The organism is Frankia sp. BMG5.60 (assembly GCF_059428125.1).
In genome coordinates this window covers 5108760-5125342 of sequence record NZ_CM182091.1, presented here as the reverse complement: position 1 = coordinate 5125342, position 16583 = coordinate 5108760, and the positions used below count along the sequence as shown (strand labels likewise).

The 16583-nt window shown below is 71.6% G+C and carries 10 protein-coding genes and 1 tRNA gene; 6 read left to right on the top strand and 5 right to left on the bottom strand.

All coding sequences use genetic code 11. The features are described 5' to 3' along the window. The first annotated feature begins 727 nt into the window (after positions 1 to 727). A complete protein-coding gene (locus tag AC5R91_RS21070; protein ID WP_495393050.1) occupies positions 728 to 2131 on the top strand; it encodes a glycosyltransferase family 4 protein in 1404 nt (467 codons plus the stop codon). Here AC5R91_RS21070 and AC5R91_RS21065 read toward each other — a convergent pair. The 4 genes from AC5R91_RS21065 to AC5R91_RS21050 all read right to left on the bottom strand — a co-directional run bounded on the left by AC5R91_RS21065 (position 2111) and on the right by AC5R91_RS21050 (position 7233). After that, positions 2111 to 3088, bottom strand: coding sequence for a carbohydrate kinase family protein (locus AC5R91_RS21065; protein ID WP_495393049.1), 978 nt, complete (start codon positions 3086 to 3088; stop codon positions 2111 to 2113). The genes AC5R91_RS21070 and AC5R91_RS21065 overlap by 21 nt on opposite strands. 591 nt (positions 3089 to 3679) lie before the next feature. Next, positions 3680 to 3750 (bottom strand) — tRNA-Gly (locus AC5R91_RS21060). A gap of 145 nt (positions 3751 to 3895) precedes the next feature. Further along, a complete protein-coding gene (locus AC5R91_RS21055) occupies positions 3896 to 6448 on the bottom strand; it encodes a glycoside hydrolase family 65 protein (RefSeq protein ID WP_495393048.1) in 2553 nt (850 codons plus the stop codon). Next, on the bottom strand, positions 6445 to 7233 hold the full coding sequence (locus tag AC5R91_RS21050) for a beta-phosphoglucomutase family hydrolase (RefSeq protein ID WP_495393047.1): 789 nt from the start codon (positions 7231 to 7233) through the stop codon (positions 6445 to 6447). Before AC5R91_RS21050 ends, AC5R91_RS21055 begins: the two co-directional genes overlap by 4 nt. 204 nt (positions 7234 to 7437) lie before the next feature. Here AC5R91_RS21050 and dcd point away from each other — a divergent pair, with 204 nt between their 5' ends. Beyond that, positions 7438 to 8037, top strand: a complete 600-nt coding sequence (gene dcd, locus AC5R91_RS21045; protein ID WP_495398021.1) for a dCTP deaminase — start codon at positions 7438 to 7440, stop codon at positions 8035 to 8037. Between the two features lie 76 nt (positions 8038 to 8113). Here the strand turns inward: dcd and AC5R91_RS21040 are convergent, their stop codons facing one another. Next, positions 8114 to 10315, bottom strand: a complete 2202-nt coding sequence (locus AC5R91_RS21040; RefSeq protein ID WP_495393046.1) for a (Fe-S)-binding protein — start codon at positions 10313 to 10315, stop codon at positions 8114 to 8116. Positions 10316 to 10976: 661 nt separating this feature from the next. Here AC5R91_RS21040 and AC5R91_RS21035 point away from each other — a divergent pair. From AC5R91_RS21035 to dnaJ, 4 genes are all read left to right on the top strand, one after another. After that, complete coding sequence (locus AC5R91_RS21035) at positions 10977 to 12221, top strand: nuclease-related domain-containing protein (protein ID WP_495393045.1); 1245 nt, start codon at positions 10977 to 10979, stop codon at positions 12219 to 12221. A gap of 470 nt (positions 12222 to 12691) precedes the next feature. Then, positions 12692 to 14521, top strand: coding sequence for a molecular chaperone DnaK (gene dnaK / locus AC5R91_RS21030; protein WP_495393044.1), 1830 nt, complete (start codon positions 12692 to 12694; stop codon positions 14519 to 14521). Beyond that, complete coding sequence (gene grpE / locus AC5R91_RS21025; RefSeq protein WP_495393043.1) at positions 14518 to 15312, top strand: nucleotide exchange factor GrpE; 795 nt, start codon at positions 14518 to 14520, stop codon at positions 15310 to 15312. Before dnaK ends, grpE begins: the two co-directional genes overlap by 4 nt. Positions 15313 to 15336: 24 nt before the next feature. Next, positions 15337 to 16518 (top strand): molecular chaperone DnaJ, encoded by a 1182-nt coding sequence (gene dnaJ, locus AC5R91_RS21020; protein WP_495393042.1) that lies wholly within the window; start codon positions 15337 to 15339, stop codon positions 16516 to 16518. Positions 16519 to 16583 lie beyond the last annotated feature (65 nt).

The following is a 16583-nucleotide window of genomic DNA, read 5'->3' as shown; positions in this document are numbered from 1 at the left end:
CGACCCCGCCGGCCGCCGCTGTCCCGCCACGACCCGTCGACCTTCGCGGCGCGACGAACACCGTCCCGCCCCGGGTCGGCCGCCCGTCGCGTCACCCGGAAGAACTGGGTCGGCACGGGGCACCACGGCGTCGGCCCATCGCCCACGAGAATGGCAGCCATCGCCACGACCGAGACCATTCAGATCGGCTGACCTGGACGTTCCGCGCACCTGCAGGCCCGCCGCGCCCGGCCCTCCGCCGCGGCAATCATCACAGGCACCTCGGCGAAATCGTAGCCCCGTGTTCCCACTCGAAAATCCGACCGTCCGGAATTGTTTCCACGCAACAGGAAACCACCGCGACAGCAATCAGGAGCGCCTGCGCCGCCTGTTCCGATCGCCCGACAGGCCCCGCGACCAGGCCGAGCCGTCCCGATCAGAACCCATCATGTGCGCCGCCGGGCAGGGCCGGACGACTCCGATCTCCACGGAAACGGCAGCGCGCCACCTTTGCCCGCAAGCTCGGACGAAAGACCGCCTCCCGACCGATCACCGAACGGTTTCGGACCTGCCCGGACAATATCGACGCCAGCGCCGCGCGACGCAATCCCACCACGACCCGCCGGACCATCCAGAGCGACTCGTCGGACGCACGACGACAATCACCCGCAGCTCCGCGAGGTTCGCGCTAACGTATTCCCATCATTCCCGCAAGCTCCGGTGACCGGACCGATGGAAACGGAAACGCATGGCGGATTCGGTCCAATCGTTACGCGCCCTGTGCATCCTGTTCTTCTGCGAGCAGTACCCGCCGGTCGTCTGGGACGGCGCGGGCAGCTACACGGCGACGCTGGCCGTCGCGCTCGCGCGGCTGGGGCACGAGGTGCACGTGCTCTGCGCCCAGGGTCACCGGGTCGTCGACTCCGTGCAGGACGGGGTGCACGTGCACCGCCGGCCGCTGCTGCGGGTTCCGGTCACCCGCGGGCTGGGCCCGGTCGGGGCGCGGCTGCGCGGGCCGCTGTACCCGCGGGACTCGATCACGCTGCGGGTCAGCCTGCCGTTGTCCTACAGCTTCTGGATGCGCCGCCTCGGCCTGCACCCCGACGTGATCGAGACGCAGGACGGGGAGACCCGCGGCCTGCTCCAGGCGCTGTACCGCACCCGCCCGATCGCCATCCACTTGCACTGCCCGACCATGCTCACCGTCCAGCTCGCCGGCCAGCCCCTCGGGTGCAAGGGCCGGCTCGCCGACCGGCTCGACCAGATCTCCGCCGATCGCGCCGCCGTGGTGACCTCACCGTCACAGCTACTCGTCGACACCCTGCGCGAACGGGGCTGGCTGGGACGACGCACCGTGGAGGTGATCCCGAACCCGTTCGACGCTCACCCCTGGCTCGACGTCCCGGACGTCGCCGGCACGGCGCCGACGGTCGCGGCGGTCGGCCGCCTGGAGGCGTACAAGGGGGTGGACGTCCTGCTCGACGCGTCCGCGCGGCTCAACCGCGCGGGCATCGCCCACCGGCTGGTGCTCGCCGGGCGCCCCGCCGGGACGATCGGCGGTGCCCCCGCCGGCGCCTGGCTCGCCCGGCGCGCCCGGGAGCTCGGCCTGCGCGTCGAGTTCCCCGGCCATCTGTCGGCCGGCGAGCTCCACGACCTCTACCGCCGGGCACGGGCCGTCGCCGTGCCCAGCCGCTTCGAGAGCTTCTCGATCGCCGCCGTCGAGGCGATGGCGGCCGGGCGGCCGGTGGTCACCACGACCCGGACCGGCGTGGCACCGTTCGTCGAGCGCTGGGGGTCCGGGACCGCGGTCCCGCCCGACGACGCCGAGGCGTTGGCCACCGCGCTCGCCCCGTTCCTGCTCGACCCCGCGCGCGCCGCCGCCTGCGGCGCCCGGGGCCGGCTCGGCGTCGCCGAGATCGACCCGGCGACGATCGCCCGCCGCAAGGAGGACGCCTACCGCCGTGGCATCGCCCAGTTCGCCACGGCGGCCGCGGCGCCGCCGGCCGGCGGGCGACGAGGCCCGCCGCGCCCCCTCCGGCCGCTGTATCCCCTCCACCTGCCCAGACCGCGCCCGGCGCCCAGCTCCCCGTCCGCCCACCCTGAACCCGACGGCGACCTGGACGGGCCGGCCCTACCCCGACCGGTCCCGTAGGCCGAAGACCAGCTCGCGGAGCTCGGCGGCGGTGGGAAGCGCCTCGTAGGCGCCGACCCGGCTCACCGTGAGCGCCGCGGCGGCCTGCGCATGGTGGACGGCGGTGGCCGGGTCGTCGCCCGCGACCAGGCGGGCGGCGAGCATGGCCGTGAAGGCGTCGCTGGCCCCGGTCGTGTCGATCACCTTCGCCGCGACCGCGGGGTGGACGGTCGTCGCGCCGCCGGTCCGCAGCACACATCCTCGTTCGCCAAGGGTGACGCAGACGGTCGGGACGCCGAGCATCCCGGCGACGGCTTCGGCGAGCCGGCCGGCGGGCCCGCGGGCGGCAGGTCGCCCGGCGAGCAGCGCGCGGGCCTCGGCCTCGTTGGGGACGAGAACGTCGACCTGCTCCCACGGCACGGCCCCGAGGGCCGCCGGGTCGGCCGGCGCCGGCGCCGGGTTGACGACGACCCGCGTGGCGGCCTTGGCGGCGGCGGTGACGAGGTCCGCGGCCCGTTCGGCGAACTCGAACGTCACCAGCGCCGCGTCGACCGGGCCGTCCGTCGCCACCGCGGCGTGGACCTGGTCGCCGGTGACGGCCAACGCCTCGGGGACCCGCCAGACAACCGCCTTCTCGCCGTCGTCCCGGATGTGGACGACGCAGACGGGCGTCGGCACCTGCGGGACCGCGGCCATCGCCGACACGTCCACGCCCTCGCCGACCAGCGCCGCCCGGACGGCCGCGCCCACCACGTCCGTTCCGACCGCCCCCACCGCGGCCACCCGCGCACCGAGCCGGGCCAGGGTCACCGCCTGGTTGAGCGCCTTCCCACCCGGGGTGGTCCGCATCGCCTCGGCCCGCACATCCTGCCCCCACCCCGGCAGCCGCGGCGTGCTGACCAGGCAGTCGAGCACGAACGCCCCCACCACGACAAACCGCCCCGACGCCTGGTCGGACGTCCGTCCCACATGCGGCACGCCACAGCTCTCCACCGGCCCGCGCAAAACCACCCCGACCAGTCCCCGCCTCGGTTCATCCCCAGAACCCGGCCGGACGCCGCCTGTCCGCAGTCCGGCACCCGGCCGCGCGAATCCAGAGTAGCTCCACCATGAACCAGTGCACGGAATGCCCTATAAAAAGCCCTGCCACCGCGACCTCAAATGCCACCCCGCATCAGTGTGCTTTCAATGAGATGAGGTCAGATTCCAAGGCTCGAGCGGGCCGGCCGGCGCTCCAGATACGTATGTAACTCCCAGCAGAAATCGCGAGATGCCCTGTCCTCTTGGCTACTCGTTCGATCCTGCGCGTGCGAGCTGGTGGGTTGCGGGGTGTATCGGCGTGCACCGTTACGTCGATGACCTTCGAAGATTGATCGATGGCGCCACGACGTCTCCCTGCCTCCATCGCCCCGCAACTGCACCGCTGATGACCCGGCTGGCCCGAAGAGTGCACGCCGAGGACCTTCACACAGACGTAGTGGCCGGTGGATGGTCCAGAGGTGCGGCGCCATAACCCAACAGAAAGGATCCCTGATCAGGGGTTGACCCTGACCTGCGGCTCCGTGACGGAGCGGGCGACGGGAATCGAACCCGCGTTGCAAGCTTGGGAAGCTCGTGTTCTGCCTCTGAACTACGCCCGCGTGGTGCATCCGCATCGTACCGGATGGAGGGGCCGGCGGGGCAGGGCGGGGCGGCGGCGCGGGAGCATGGGAAGGCCCCGCGTCTCCGCCCCCCGCCGCCGGCTTCCCCTGCACCCCGGTCGGGTCGCCGGCGGCGCGTCGGCGGTCAGCCGTCCACGGTGCTGCCGGTGGCGGAGGGGACCGCGCCGGCGGTACTCCCGGAACCGCCGCGACCACCGGTGTGGCCGCCGACGCCGCCGTGACCACCGACGCCACCGTGGCCGCCGTGGCCGCCGTGGCCGCCGCCGACGCTGGCGGCGCCGCCCGCGCTGGAGCCGGCGCCGGGGTTGGCCGGGCCGCCCTCGCCGGGCGGGCGCAGGAAGCGCAGCGGCTCGCGGCCGGGGGGCTGCCTGGGGCGATCCAGCACGGGGGCGGGCGGCACGTCGAGGCTCACCGGCTCGCCCGGCTGGACCCGCACCGTCTGGCCGTGGTGGAGCAGGGTTATCGCCGGCCCCTCGGAGACGGTGTAGGCGGCCGTCGCGTCGGACACCTCCACCCGCAGGTGGCGCCCGCGCACGCACAGGCTGAAGGCGAGCCTGGTCAGGCCCTCGGGCAGGCGGGGAGAGAAGGCGATGACCTCGCCGCCGTCGCGCAGGCCGCCGAAACCCTCCACGAGGGCGATCCAGCTTCCCGCGAGCGAGGCCATGTGCAGGCCGTCGCCGGTGTTGTGCTCGATGTCTCGCAGGTCCATCAGCGCGGCCTCGCGCAGGTAGTCGTGGGCGAGGGAGAGGTGGCCGCACTCGGCGGCCATCACCGCCTGGCAGCAGGCCGACAGCGACGAGTCCCGGACGGTCAGCGCCTCGTAGTAGGCGAAGTTGCGGATCTTCTCGTCCATGGTGAACGCGTCGCCGCAGCGCTGCATCGCGAGCACGAGGTCCGCCTGCTTGACGACCTGCTTGCGGTAGAGGTCGAAGTAGGGGAAGTGCAGCAGCAGGGGGTACTGATCGGCCGTGGTGTGCTCGAAGTCCCACACCTGGTGCTCGGTGAATCCCTCGGACTGCGGGTGGACCCCGAGATGGGGGTCGTAGGGAATGAACATGTCCTCGGCCGCGTCCCGCCAGGAGGCCGTCACCTCGGCGTCCACGCCGAGCTCGGCGGCGCGGTCGGGATGCCGGCGGGCGGCGTCCGCGGCGGCGATGAGGTTCCGCTGCGCCATCAGGTTCGTGTAGACGTTGTTGTCTGCGATCGCCGAGTACTCGTCCGGGCCGGTGACGCCGTCGATGCGAAACCGGCCGTCGAGGTCGTGGTGGCCCAGCGAGCGCCACAGGCGCGCCGTCTCGACCAGGATCTCCAGGCCGACCTCGCGCTCGAACCGCTCGTCCTCGGTGACGTTGACGTAGCGGGCGACCGCGTCGGCGATGTCGGCGTTGACGTGGAACGCCGCCGTCCCCGCCGGCCAGTACCCGGAGCACTCCTCGCCGTGGATGGTGCGCCAGGGAAAGGCGGCGCCCGCGAGGTCGAGCAGGTCGGCCCGCTCCCGGGCCAGCGGCAGGGTCGCATGCCGCCAGCGCAGCGCGTCGCCCGCGGCGTCGGGGGCGGTGTAGGTCAGCACCGGCAGCACGTAGGTCTCGGAGTCCCAGAAGGCGTGCCCGTCGTAGCCCGGACCGGTCAGGCCCTTCGCCGGAATGGCGCGGCGCTCCGCCCGGGCGGCCGACTGCAGGACGTGGAACAGCGCGAACCGGACGGCCTGCTGGACCTCCGGGTCGCCGTCGACCTCGACGTCGGCGCGCGCCCAGAACGCGTCGAGGTACTCCTTCTGCTCGCGCACCAGGCCGCCCCAGCCGGTCTGGCGGGCGGCGACGAGCGCGGCCACGGCCTGGTCGCGCAGCGCCGGCAGGGACCGCTGCTCGGACCAGCCGTACGCGAGCCACTTGACCATCCGCAGCTTCTGGCCGGGCAGCAGCACGACCGTCGCGGTGACCCGACCAGCGTCGGGCTCGCTCTCCGACGAGATGCCCAGCGAGTCCGGGCCCTCGAAGTAGTGATCCATGGCGGCGGCGACCCGGATCTCGCTGTGCCGGGTGATGTGGACGGTCTCGACCTTGGTCCCGTCGGCACGGTGACGCTCGGAGATCAGCGGCGTCTCCAGCACGGCGGCGGCCCGCGGGTCGCCGCGCCAGGTCGGTAGCTGCTCGTTGGCGACCAGCTCCGACTGGATGACGACCCGGGCAGGAGCGCCGACCGCCTCGACCTCGTAGTAGAAGGCGGCGATGGACCGTTGGGAGAACGACACCAGCCGCTCGGAGTGCACCCGGATCGTCTGGCCGGCCGGTGAGACCCATTCCACGTCGCGGGTGAGCACGCCCTCCCGAAAATCGATCATCCGCTGATGCGACCGCAGTTCGCCGTACCGGATGTCGAACGGCTCGTCATCCACCAGCAACCGGATGATCTTGCCATCGGTGACGTTGATGACCGTCTGCCCGGATTCGGGATATCCGTACCCGGCCTCGGCGTATGGCAATGGGCGCAGTTCGTGCACGGAGTTCAGGTAGGAGCCGGGCAGGCCGTGGGGATCACCCTCGTCGAGGTTTCCGCGCAGCCCGATGTGGCCGTTGGACAAAGCGAACAACGATTCGGACCGGCCCAGATCGTAGAGGTCGACGCCGGATTCCCGGATCGCCCACGGCTCGATCAGGTAGGACGCCTTGTCGATCATGCTGGGCCGCGCCCGGGGGCGGACGGCGCGGACGGCGCGGACGGCGCGAGCAGATCGGCCAGGTCCTCGACGACGACGTCGGCGCCGTGCTTGCGCAACTGCTCGGCGTGCCCCTGCCCCACCCGGTCGACGCCGACCACGTAGCCGAAGCCCCCGGCCCGGCCGGCCTCGACGCCGGCCAGGGCGTCCTCGAACACCGCCGCCCGCTCCGGCGGCACGCCGAGCAACCTGGCGCCGGCGAGGAAGGTGTCCGGCGCCGGCTTGCCGGCCAGGTGGTCCCGGGCCGCGACCACGCCGTCGACCACCTCGTCGACCAAGGCGTCGAGGCCGGTCGATCGCAGCACCTCCACGCAGTTGGCGCTGGAGGAGACCACGGCCCGGGGGATCCCGCTCCTCGCCAGCTCCTCCAGATAGGTCCGCGAGCCCGGGTAGACCTTGACGCCGTCGGCCCTGATCCGCTTCAGGAGCAGGATGTTCTTGCGGTTGGACAGGGCGTTCACGGTCAGCGCGGACGGCGGGTCGTCCGCGGTCCCCTCGGGCAGCCGGATGTGGCGGGCGGCGAGGAAGGCGCGCACCCCGTCGACCCGGGGCCGGCCGTCGACGTATTCGCCGTAGTCCCCGCCGAGGTCGAACGGGACGAACGGTTCACCGGACCGACTGGCCCAGTTCTCCAGAAAGTCGTCGAACATCTCCTTCCACGCGGCCGCGTGTACCGACGCGGTATCGGTCAGCACCCCGTCGAGATCGAACAGGCACGCCTGAATGTGATCGGGTAGCCCGAACATGCTTCTCCCGCCTGTGTCCGCGTTCCCCGCCTTTCCGCCGGGACGCCCCGTTCCGACCGGGCGTTCCCGAGCGGACACGGCTCTACCTACCCCTGTCACGCTACGTCTCACTCCCTCGGCCAAACCCTCGGCCGAGGGTTCGGCCGACGGCGACCGGTCGGACGGGCGATGAAGATCGACCGCGCATGCTCTAACGTCCACGGCGTGCTGCTGTCCGACCGGGACATCCGGACCGAGATCGCCGCGGGCCGGATCCGTCTCGACCCCCACGACCCCGCCCTGATCCAGCCGTCCAGCATCGATCTGAGGCTGGACCGCTGGTTCCGGGTCTTCGCCAACCACCGGTACAGCCACATCGACCCGTCGGTCGAGCAGGAGGATCTCACCGAACTCATCGCGCCGGAGGGCGACGAGCCGTTCGTGCTGCACCCGGGCGAGTTCGTGCTCGGCTCGACGCTGGAGGTCGTCACCCTGCCGGACGACCTGGCGGGCCGGCTGGAGGGGAAGTCGAGCCTGGGCCGGCTCGGGCTGCTCACGCACTCGACGGCCGGCTTCATCGATCCCGGCTTCTCCGGGCACGTCACCCTGGAGCTGTCGAACGTCGCGACGCTGCCGATCAAGCTCTGGCCGGGCATGAAGATCGGCCAACTCTGCCTGTTCCGGCTGACCTCACCGGCCGAGCACTCCTACGGCTCGGCCGTCTACGGCTCCCGGTACCAGGGCCAGCGCGGTCCGACGCCGTCACGCGCCTACCGCGACTTCACCCGCGCCCACGTCCCGAACGGCGAGCTCCCGCCCGCCTGATCCGCCGCCGAAAGGGCAACGACCCGGGACCCTCGCGGGTGGCGAGGGTCCCGGGTCGCGGCGGGGCTGGCGCAGGTCAGCCGACGGGCTCGGCGGGGGTCGTGGCCGGCGCCGCCGGGGCCAGCGAGCGGGCCAGGAGCTGGGAGACGTCGAGCACCTCGACGCTCTCCTTCGCCTCACCCGCGAGCTTCTTCTCGGTGACGGCGTCGGTCAGCATCACGATGCAGAACGGGCACGCGGTGGACACGACGTCCGGGTCGAGACCGAGGGCCTCCTCCATCCGGTCGACGTTGACCCGCTTGCCGATCTTCTCCTCCATCCACATCCGCGCGCCGCCGGCGCCGCAGCAGAACCCGCGGTCCTTGCAGCGGTGCATCTCCTGGCCCCGAATGCCGGGGATGGCCTCCAGGATCTCCCGCGGCGGGGTGTAGACCTTGTTGTGCCGGCCGAGGAAGCACGGGTCGTGGTAGGTGACCGACGAGTCGATCGGGGTGATCGGCACCAGCTTGCGCTCCTCGACGAGCTTGCCGAGTAGCTGGGTGTGGTGGACGACCTCGTACTCGCCGCCGAGCGAGGAGTACTCCCGGGCGAGGCTGTTGAAGCAGTGCGGGCAGGTCGCGACGATCTTCTTGACGCCCGTGGAGTTCAGCAGCTCGATGTTCGCCTTGGCCATCTCCTGGTACAGGTACTCGTTGCCGAGCCGGCGGGCCGGGTCACCGGTGCAGGACTCGTTGGTGCCGAGGATCGCGAACTCGACGCCCGCGGTGTGCAGCAGCTCGGCGAAGGCCCGCGCGACCTTCTTCGCCCGGTCCTCGATGGCGCCGGCGCAGCCGACCCAGTAGAGGTACTCGACGTCCTCGGGAATCTGCTCGCCGTCCCCGATGATCCGCACCTCGAAGGGCAGGCCCTCGGTCCACTCGGTGCGGGTCCGCGGCGACACGCCCCAGGGGTTGCCGTTGTTCTCCAGGTTGCGCAGCATGACGCCGGCCTCGGACGGGAACGCCGACTCGATCATCACCTGGTAGCGGCGCATGTCGACGATGTGGTCGACGTGCTCGATGTCCACCGGGCACTGCTCGACGCAGGCACCGCAGTTGGTGCACGACCACAGCACGTCGGGGTCGATGACCCCGCCCTCCTCGGCGGTCCCGACGAGCGGCCGGTCCACCTGCGGCTGGCCGGGCTCGGGCACCCGGCCGAAGCCGGACTCGGGCACGCCGTGGTGGGCGTGGGCGTCCTCGGAGACCCCGGTGACCGCCTTCGACGCCTCCTCGCCCTCGGCCTCGCCCTTCGTCGACAGCAGGTAGGGGGCCTTGGCGAACAGGTGATCACGCAGGTCCATGATCAGCAGCTTCGGCGACAGCGGCTTGCCGGTGTTCCAGGCGGGGCACTGGCTCTGGCAGCGCCCGCACTCGGTGCAGGTGGCGAAGTCGAGCATCGCCTTCCAGGTGAAGTCCTCGACCTTGCCGACGCCGACGAGCGGCTCGTCCTCCTCCATCAGCTTCTCGATGTCGGGGGTGCTGCCGAGCGGGCCGAGGGCCACCGGCTCGCGCTTGAGCACGACGTTGATCGGGGCCAGGCCGATGTGCAGGTGCTTGGAGTACACCACCAGCACGGAGAAGCCCATGATGACCGCGATGTTGAGCAGCAGGAAGGCCGTCTCGATGTCCTCGTTCACGTCGTGCGAGAGGCCCGAGAAGATCCGGCTGACGACGTAGGAGGCGAAGGCCCACTTGGTCTGGCCCTGCGGCAGGTTCCCGGTGTTGTACTGGGCGCCACGGTAGATCAGCAGGGTCACGACGACGGCCGTGATCAGGCCGAGGATGACCCACGCCGGCCCGGTGTGCGAACCGTAGAAGCGCGACTTGCGCTCCAGCCGGGCGGGCGCGTTCTTGATCCGGATGATCGTGAACGCAGCCAGCCCGGCGAGCACCGCTACGGAGAAGAAGTCCTCCAGAAAGCCGATGGCCGCCCAGTGGCCGAACCCCGGAATGTGGAAGTCGTCGTCGAAAAGACCGCCATAGGCCTCGATGACGGTCAGCAGCAGGATTGTGAAGCCCCAGAAGGTGAAGAAGTGCGCGATGCCCGGCACCGACCACTTCAACAGCTTCCGCTGACCGCCGACCTCGCTGATCTCCGTCCAGATGCGCTTCGGCAGGTCGTCCAGCCGGCCCTGCGCCGGCTGTCCCGACCTGATCAGCCGGAACAGCCAGAACACCCGGCGTCCGGCTACCGCGAGAGCGATCAGCGTGATCGCTCCACCGATCGCAATTCTCACAGCATCCTCCATCTGGCACCCACCATCGCGGGTGAGCCTACTCGTACCGGCCAGTAACAAATGGGACGAGTGACTCGCACCACCCGTTCGACGAGCCCCGTCCCATCCACCGGCCAAGGTCGTCTTCGCGATCCGGTTGCGGACGGCGTTGACCTCTTCAGCCGGCGGCGAGCCCGCCCACCACCCGACCCTGCCACGACGTGGTCCGAGCGGCCCGATATAGGGGGTCCGAAGGCCCGATCACCCGCGCCGGGTGCTCTGGACTGCTACTTTCAGTGGCAGATGCCCAACCGACGCGCAACGCCTCGCACCGTCGCGACTACCGCGCCGTCACGCATCCGCGCACCCGCGCCGGCGTCGGCGGGCGGCCGGCGGCGGGCGCGGCGCCAGCACCGTCCCGCCACGTCCGACCACGTCCCGCCCACGTCCGCGCTGCGAAGGCACCCGAGTCGATGATGTCAACCCTTGTGCTGCAGGGATCTTCGACGCACCATAGGGACGGCCTTTCGCCCACGGTGGACCGGGCGATCGTGTGTCCCGCGGTGCATGCATCCCCCAGGCATGCGTGGGCTCGGTGCCAGCGCTGTCGCGACGATGCCCGGCGTTCCCGGCGGACGGGCCGCTACCGACGTTGACGACCCCTGCGACCATGGTGGGCACGATGGCAACGATCACCCGGCCGACGATGACCCGAGTCGGCCGTCCCGGGCAGTCCCTGCAGACGGAGTACCAGCGGGCCCGGGAGAACCAGGCACTGGTCCGACGGGACCGGCTGACGCGGCAGGTCCCCCGCATCGCGGCGCGGGCGGCGGTGGTCGGCTTCGTCCTCGCCCTGGTCATCGGCTTCGGGGTCGGGCAGCCCGGCATCGCGATCGCGGTGTTCTTCCTGGTCTTCCTGGCCTGGCCGGCCGGCATCATCATCGCCGCGTACGGCACCGCGCCGGACATCGAGTCGCTGCGGGAGGGCGCCGAGGCCGAGCGCAGGACCGCCCGGGCCATCGCCCGGCTGCGTAGGCAGGGCTACATCATCCTCCACGACCGCTCCGTGCCGTACTCCGAGGCGACCATCGGCCACCTCGTGATCGGTCCCGGTGGGGTGATGGTGATCGGCAGCGACAACAGCAAGGGGACCGTGCGCTACACCAAGGGCGGGGCGATCTGCGACGGCGAGTCGCTCAAGCCGGTGATCGACCGGGCCTCCTGGCTGGGTGGCGAGGTCCGCAGCCAGGTTCGGGCCGCGCTGCCGATGCTCAAGATTCCGGTCAACCCGATCCTGGTGATGGTCGAGGCCAACGTGCTGTGGAGCGACGGCGCCCTCGACGGTGTGACGATCATCAACATCAAGGACGTCGCCAACTTCATCCGGAAGAAGCCCGGCCGCCTCAACCCGGGCGAGGTACGGCAGATCATCGCCGCATCGGAGCGGCTGTTCCCGGCCTTCTCGGCCAACCGGCTGGCCGACCAGGTCACCGTCGACCGCGACCAGTGGCTGACCCTGATGGACGCGCTGCGCACCATCCGCGAGCGCGACGGCGACGCCAGCGACATGCTCGACCGGCTCGCCCAGATCGAGGCCGACCTGGGCCGGCAGGCCGACCTCAGCGAGCGGACCGGGATGCCGCTGGCCGTCCCGGGCCGCGAGGCGCCGGCCGAGGCCGCAGATCTCGCCGAAGACGACCCGCCCGACGCCGACGCCGGCCCGGTGACCTCGATCGGCCTGGCCGCTCCGGGTGGCGGGGGCGCCCGGCCACGGGCGGGCGCCCGCCGGGGCCGCATCCTGGCCGCCGTGCGGCCGCCGCGGGCAGCCGCCGCGCCACCCCGCAACGGCGCCGCGGGCAGCGTGGGCGACCCGCCGGACGGCTCCCCGTCCGGAGAGGCAAAGCCGCAGCCGCCCGCCGACTCCTGACCGGGCACCGCCCGCCACGATTTCCGCACCCGACGCCGCCCGCCGGTCTCTGACCCGGCGGGCGGCGTCGGGTCTCTGGCATGCCCGCAGCACCCCGGCGCCAGCGGTCGGGAGGTTCCCGCGCCGCCCGGCCGGGCTACCCCGGGCGGCGCCACTCACCCGCGCCCGCCAGTCGCCGGAGGGCCGGACACGACCGGCCGCATCACCGATCGGCGCCTCCCGCCCGGACCGCCTCCGTGGGAATTCCACCCCGGTCGGCAAAGTTGAGTCTGGCAGACTCACCTCTGCCGGGTTATGCTGGGAGCCGTCATCATGAGTCAGCAAGGCTCAACCTCCTGATACGCCCTAGCGTTGGCAGGACCGCACTTCTCCGGGTGACCTCGGAGAACCGGTCCACCGAGAGGTTCACCCCACGAGGTCGGCTCGCACGCACCGTCCGCGCGCCGACATGGATCGAGAGGCACACAGACATGGCACGAGCGGTCGGCATCGACCTCGGCACCACGAACTCCGTCGTGAGCGTGCTCGAGGGCGGCGAACCCACGGTGATCGCGAACGCCGAGGGCTCTCGCACGACCCCGTCGGTCGTGGCCTTCGCGAAGAACGGCGAGGTCCTGGTCGGCGAGGTCGCGAAGCGGCAGGCGGTCACGAACGTCGAGCGCACCATCCGGTCGGTCAAGCGCCACATGGGCACCGACTGGAAGATGAAGGTCGACGCGAAGGACCTGACTCCGCAGGAGATCAGCGCCTTCATCCTGCAGAAGCTCAAGCGGGACGCCGAGTCCTACCTCGGCGAGACCGTCGCGGATGCGGTCATCACCGTTCCGGCCTACTTCGACGACGCCCAGCGGCAGGCCACCACGGAGGCCGGCACGATCGCGGGCCTCAACGTCCTGCGGATCGTCAACGAGCCGACCGCGGCGGCCCTCGCCTACGGGCTGGACAAGGGCGAGAAGGAACAGACCATCCTGGTCTTCGACCTCGGTGGCGGCACCTTCGACGTCTCGCTGCTGGAGATCGGCGACGGTGTCGTCGAGGTGAAGTCCACCTCCGGCGACACCCACCTCGGCGGTGACGACTGGGACCAGCGGATCACCGATCACCTGATCAAGACCTTCAACGGTCAGCACGGGGTTGATCTCGGCAAGGACAAGATGGCCCTGCAGCGGCTGCGGGAGGCCGCCGAGAAGGCGAAGATCGAGCTCTCCCAGTCCAGCCAGACGTCGATCAACCTGCCCTACATCACCGCCTCGGCGGAGGGCCCGCTGCACCTCGACGTGTCGCTGACGCGTGCCGAGTTCCAGCGGATGACGTCCGACCTCATCGACCGCTGCAAGCACCCCTTCCAGCAGGCGGTGAAGGACGCGGGCATCAAGGTCAGCGACATCGACCACGTCGTTCTCGTCGGTGGTTCCACCCGGATGCCCGCCGTCGTCGACCTGGTCCGCGAGCTCACCGGCGGCAAGGAGCCGAACAAGGGCGTCAACCCGGACGAGGTCGTCGCCGTCGGCGCCTCGCTGCAGGCCGGCGTGCTCAAGGGCGAGGTCAAGGACGTTCTGCTGCTCGACGTCACCCCGCTGTCGCTCGGGATCGAGACGAAGGGGGGAATCATGACGAAGCTCATCGAGCGCAACACCACGATTCCCACCAAGCGCTCGGAGATCTTCACCACCGCCGAGGACAGCCAGCCCTCCGTGCAGATCCAGGTGTTCCAGGGTGAGCGCGAGATGGCCGCGTACAACAAGAAGCTCGGCATGTTCGAGCTGACCGGCCTCCCGCCGGCCCCGCGCGGCCTGCCGCAGATCGAGGTGACCTTCGACATCGACGCGAACGGCATCGTGCACGTGTCCGCCAAGGACCTCGGCACGGGCAAGGAACAGTCGATGACGATCACCGGTGGGTCCGCCCTGCCGCGCGATGACATCGATCGGATGGTCCGCGACGCGGAGCAGTACGCCGAGGAGGACCGTAACCGCCGCGAGGAGGCCGAGACCCGCAACAAGGCGGAGACCCTCGTCTACTCCACCGAGCGGTTCCTGGCCGAGAACGGCGAGAAGATCGACGCTGCGGTGAAGTCCGACGTGGAGGAGAAGCTCGGCACCCTGCGTGGCGCCGTCGCCGGCACCGACACGGCGGCGATCCGCGAGGCCGCCGACGCGCTGGCCGCCGCGAGCCAGGCGATGGGGCAGGCCATGTACGAGCAGGCCGCCCAGGAGGGCGCGGGTGCCCCCGGCTCCGGCGGACCGACCGACGACGACGTCGTCGACGCCGAGATCGTGGACGAGGAGGACAAGAAGTGACCTCCGGTCAATCTGGTGACTGGTGGGGTGCGAGCAGGTCGGGCAGTCGAGACGAGGAGGAGCCTCGCGTGGTCGTACGCGACCGGCGGCGGATCGACCCGGAGAGCGGTGAGGTGCGGGCGGATACCGCCGCCACGCCCGGCGGGGTGGCGGGCACCGCTCCCGCCGAGGCCCTCGGCCAGGAGGCCGACGGCGAGCTCGTCGCATCCCTGCAGCAGCAGATCGCCGAGCGCACGGCGGACCTGCAGCGGCTGAAGGCGGAGTTCGACAACTACCGCCGGCGGGTCGAGCGGGACCGCCAGCAGATCGGCGAGCAGGCGACCGCCAAGGTGCTCGCCAGCCTGCTGTCGACACTCGACGACATCGGCCGCGCCCGCGACCACGGGGATCTCGAAGGCCCCTTCAAGGCCATCGCAGAGGCCCTCGAGGCGACGTTGGAGGCCGTTGGCCTGGAGCGCTACGGCTCGCCGGGCGACGAGTTCGACCCGTCCGTCCACGAGGCGCTCATGCACTCCTATCGGGCTGACGTGACCGGCCCGACCTGTGTGGACGTCTTCCGGGCCGGCTACCTGCACGCGGGTCGGGTCCTGCGCCCCGCGCAGGTGTCGGTCGCGGAGCCCACGGGCGAAGTGGCGGCGCCGGCCGAGGCGGAGCCGGAAGCCAGCGAGGCGGCGCGCGGCGGGTCCGGGCTACCGGACGCGCAGGCGGCGGAGCGGCCGAGCCCCATCCCGGACGACACCGGCAGCATCCCCGGCCCGGACAACGGCGGGCCCACTGTCAGCGCCGACTGACACGACGAGGAAAGGAGGGGCGCCGTGAGTGTTCGCGACATGGTCGAGAAGGACTATTACGCCGCTCTCGGCGTTCCCAAGGACGCCTCGGCGGCCGACATCAAGAAGGCGTACCGAAAGCTTGCCCGGGAGCTGCATCCGGACAAGAACCCCGGCGACGCGAAGGCCGAGGCGCGCTTCAAGGAGGTGTCCGAGGCCTACGACGTCCTCTCCGACGAGAGTCGTCGGCGGGAGTACGACGAGGCCCGGGCGCTGTTTGCGGCCGGCGGCCGGGCGGGCGGCCCCGGGGGTGGGCGGGCCGGCGGCTACGGCGGTTTCGGCGCGCCCGGCGGGGGTTACGGCGGCGGCCCGAACGTCAACTTCGAGGATCTCCTCGGCGGGTCGGGCGGCGGTCTCGGCGGTTTCTTCGACATGTTCCAGCGGTCGTCGCCGGGCCGCGGGCCGCGCCGGGGCGGTGACATCGAGGCCGAGGTCACCATCCCGTTCGAGAAGTCGCTGACCGGGCTGGAGGCTTCGGTCCGCCTGCCCGGCGCCGCGACCTGCACCACCTGCGAGGGCAGCGGGGCTCGGCCGGGGACCACCCCACGGACCTGTCCGACCTGCCGCGGGCTGGGTGTGGTCTCCCGTTCCCAGGGGGGATTCGCGCTGTCCGAGCCCTGCCGCGACTGCCTGGGCAAGGGCACGCTGATCGATCATCCCTGTCCGGACTGTCGGGGCTCCGGTCGTCGCGAACGCGAGCAGCGCATCCGCATCCCACCGGGCGTCAGCGACGGCCAGCGGCTGCGGGTGCGCGGCCGCGGCACGCCCGGGGAACGCGGCGGCCCGGCGGGTGACCTGGAGGTGACGGTCCACGTGCTGCGTCACCCGGTCTTCGACCGGGAGGGCAACAACCTGACCATCACGCTCCCCGTCACGATCACCGAGGCGGCCCTGGGCGCGTCGGTCCGGGTACCGACCCTCGACGGCGCGCCGCTCACGATGAAGGTGCCGGCCGGTACCTCCAGCGGACGGCGGTTGCGGGCCCGTGGGCGAGGCGTCCCGGCGGCGGGCGGCGGACACGGCGACCTCATCGTGACGTTGGAGGTGACCGTGCCCAAGCCGGCCGATCTCTCCCCGCGGGCACGCACGGCGTTGCTCGAGTTCGCTCAGGCCCATCCCGACGACCCACGGGCACCGCTGATGGAACGGATGGAGGCTGAGGGATGACCGCGCGTCCGAATCGCACATCCGACCCGCCGGCTGGGCCGCGCGCGCGGACGTCCCCGGCACGG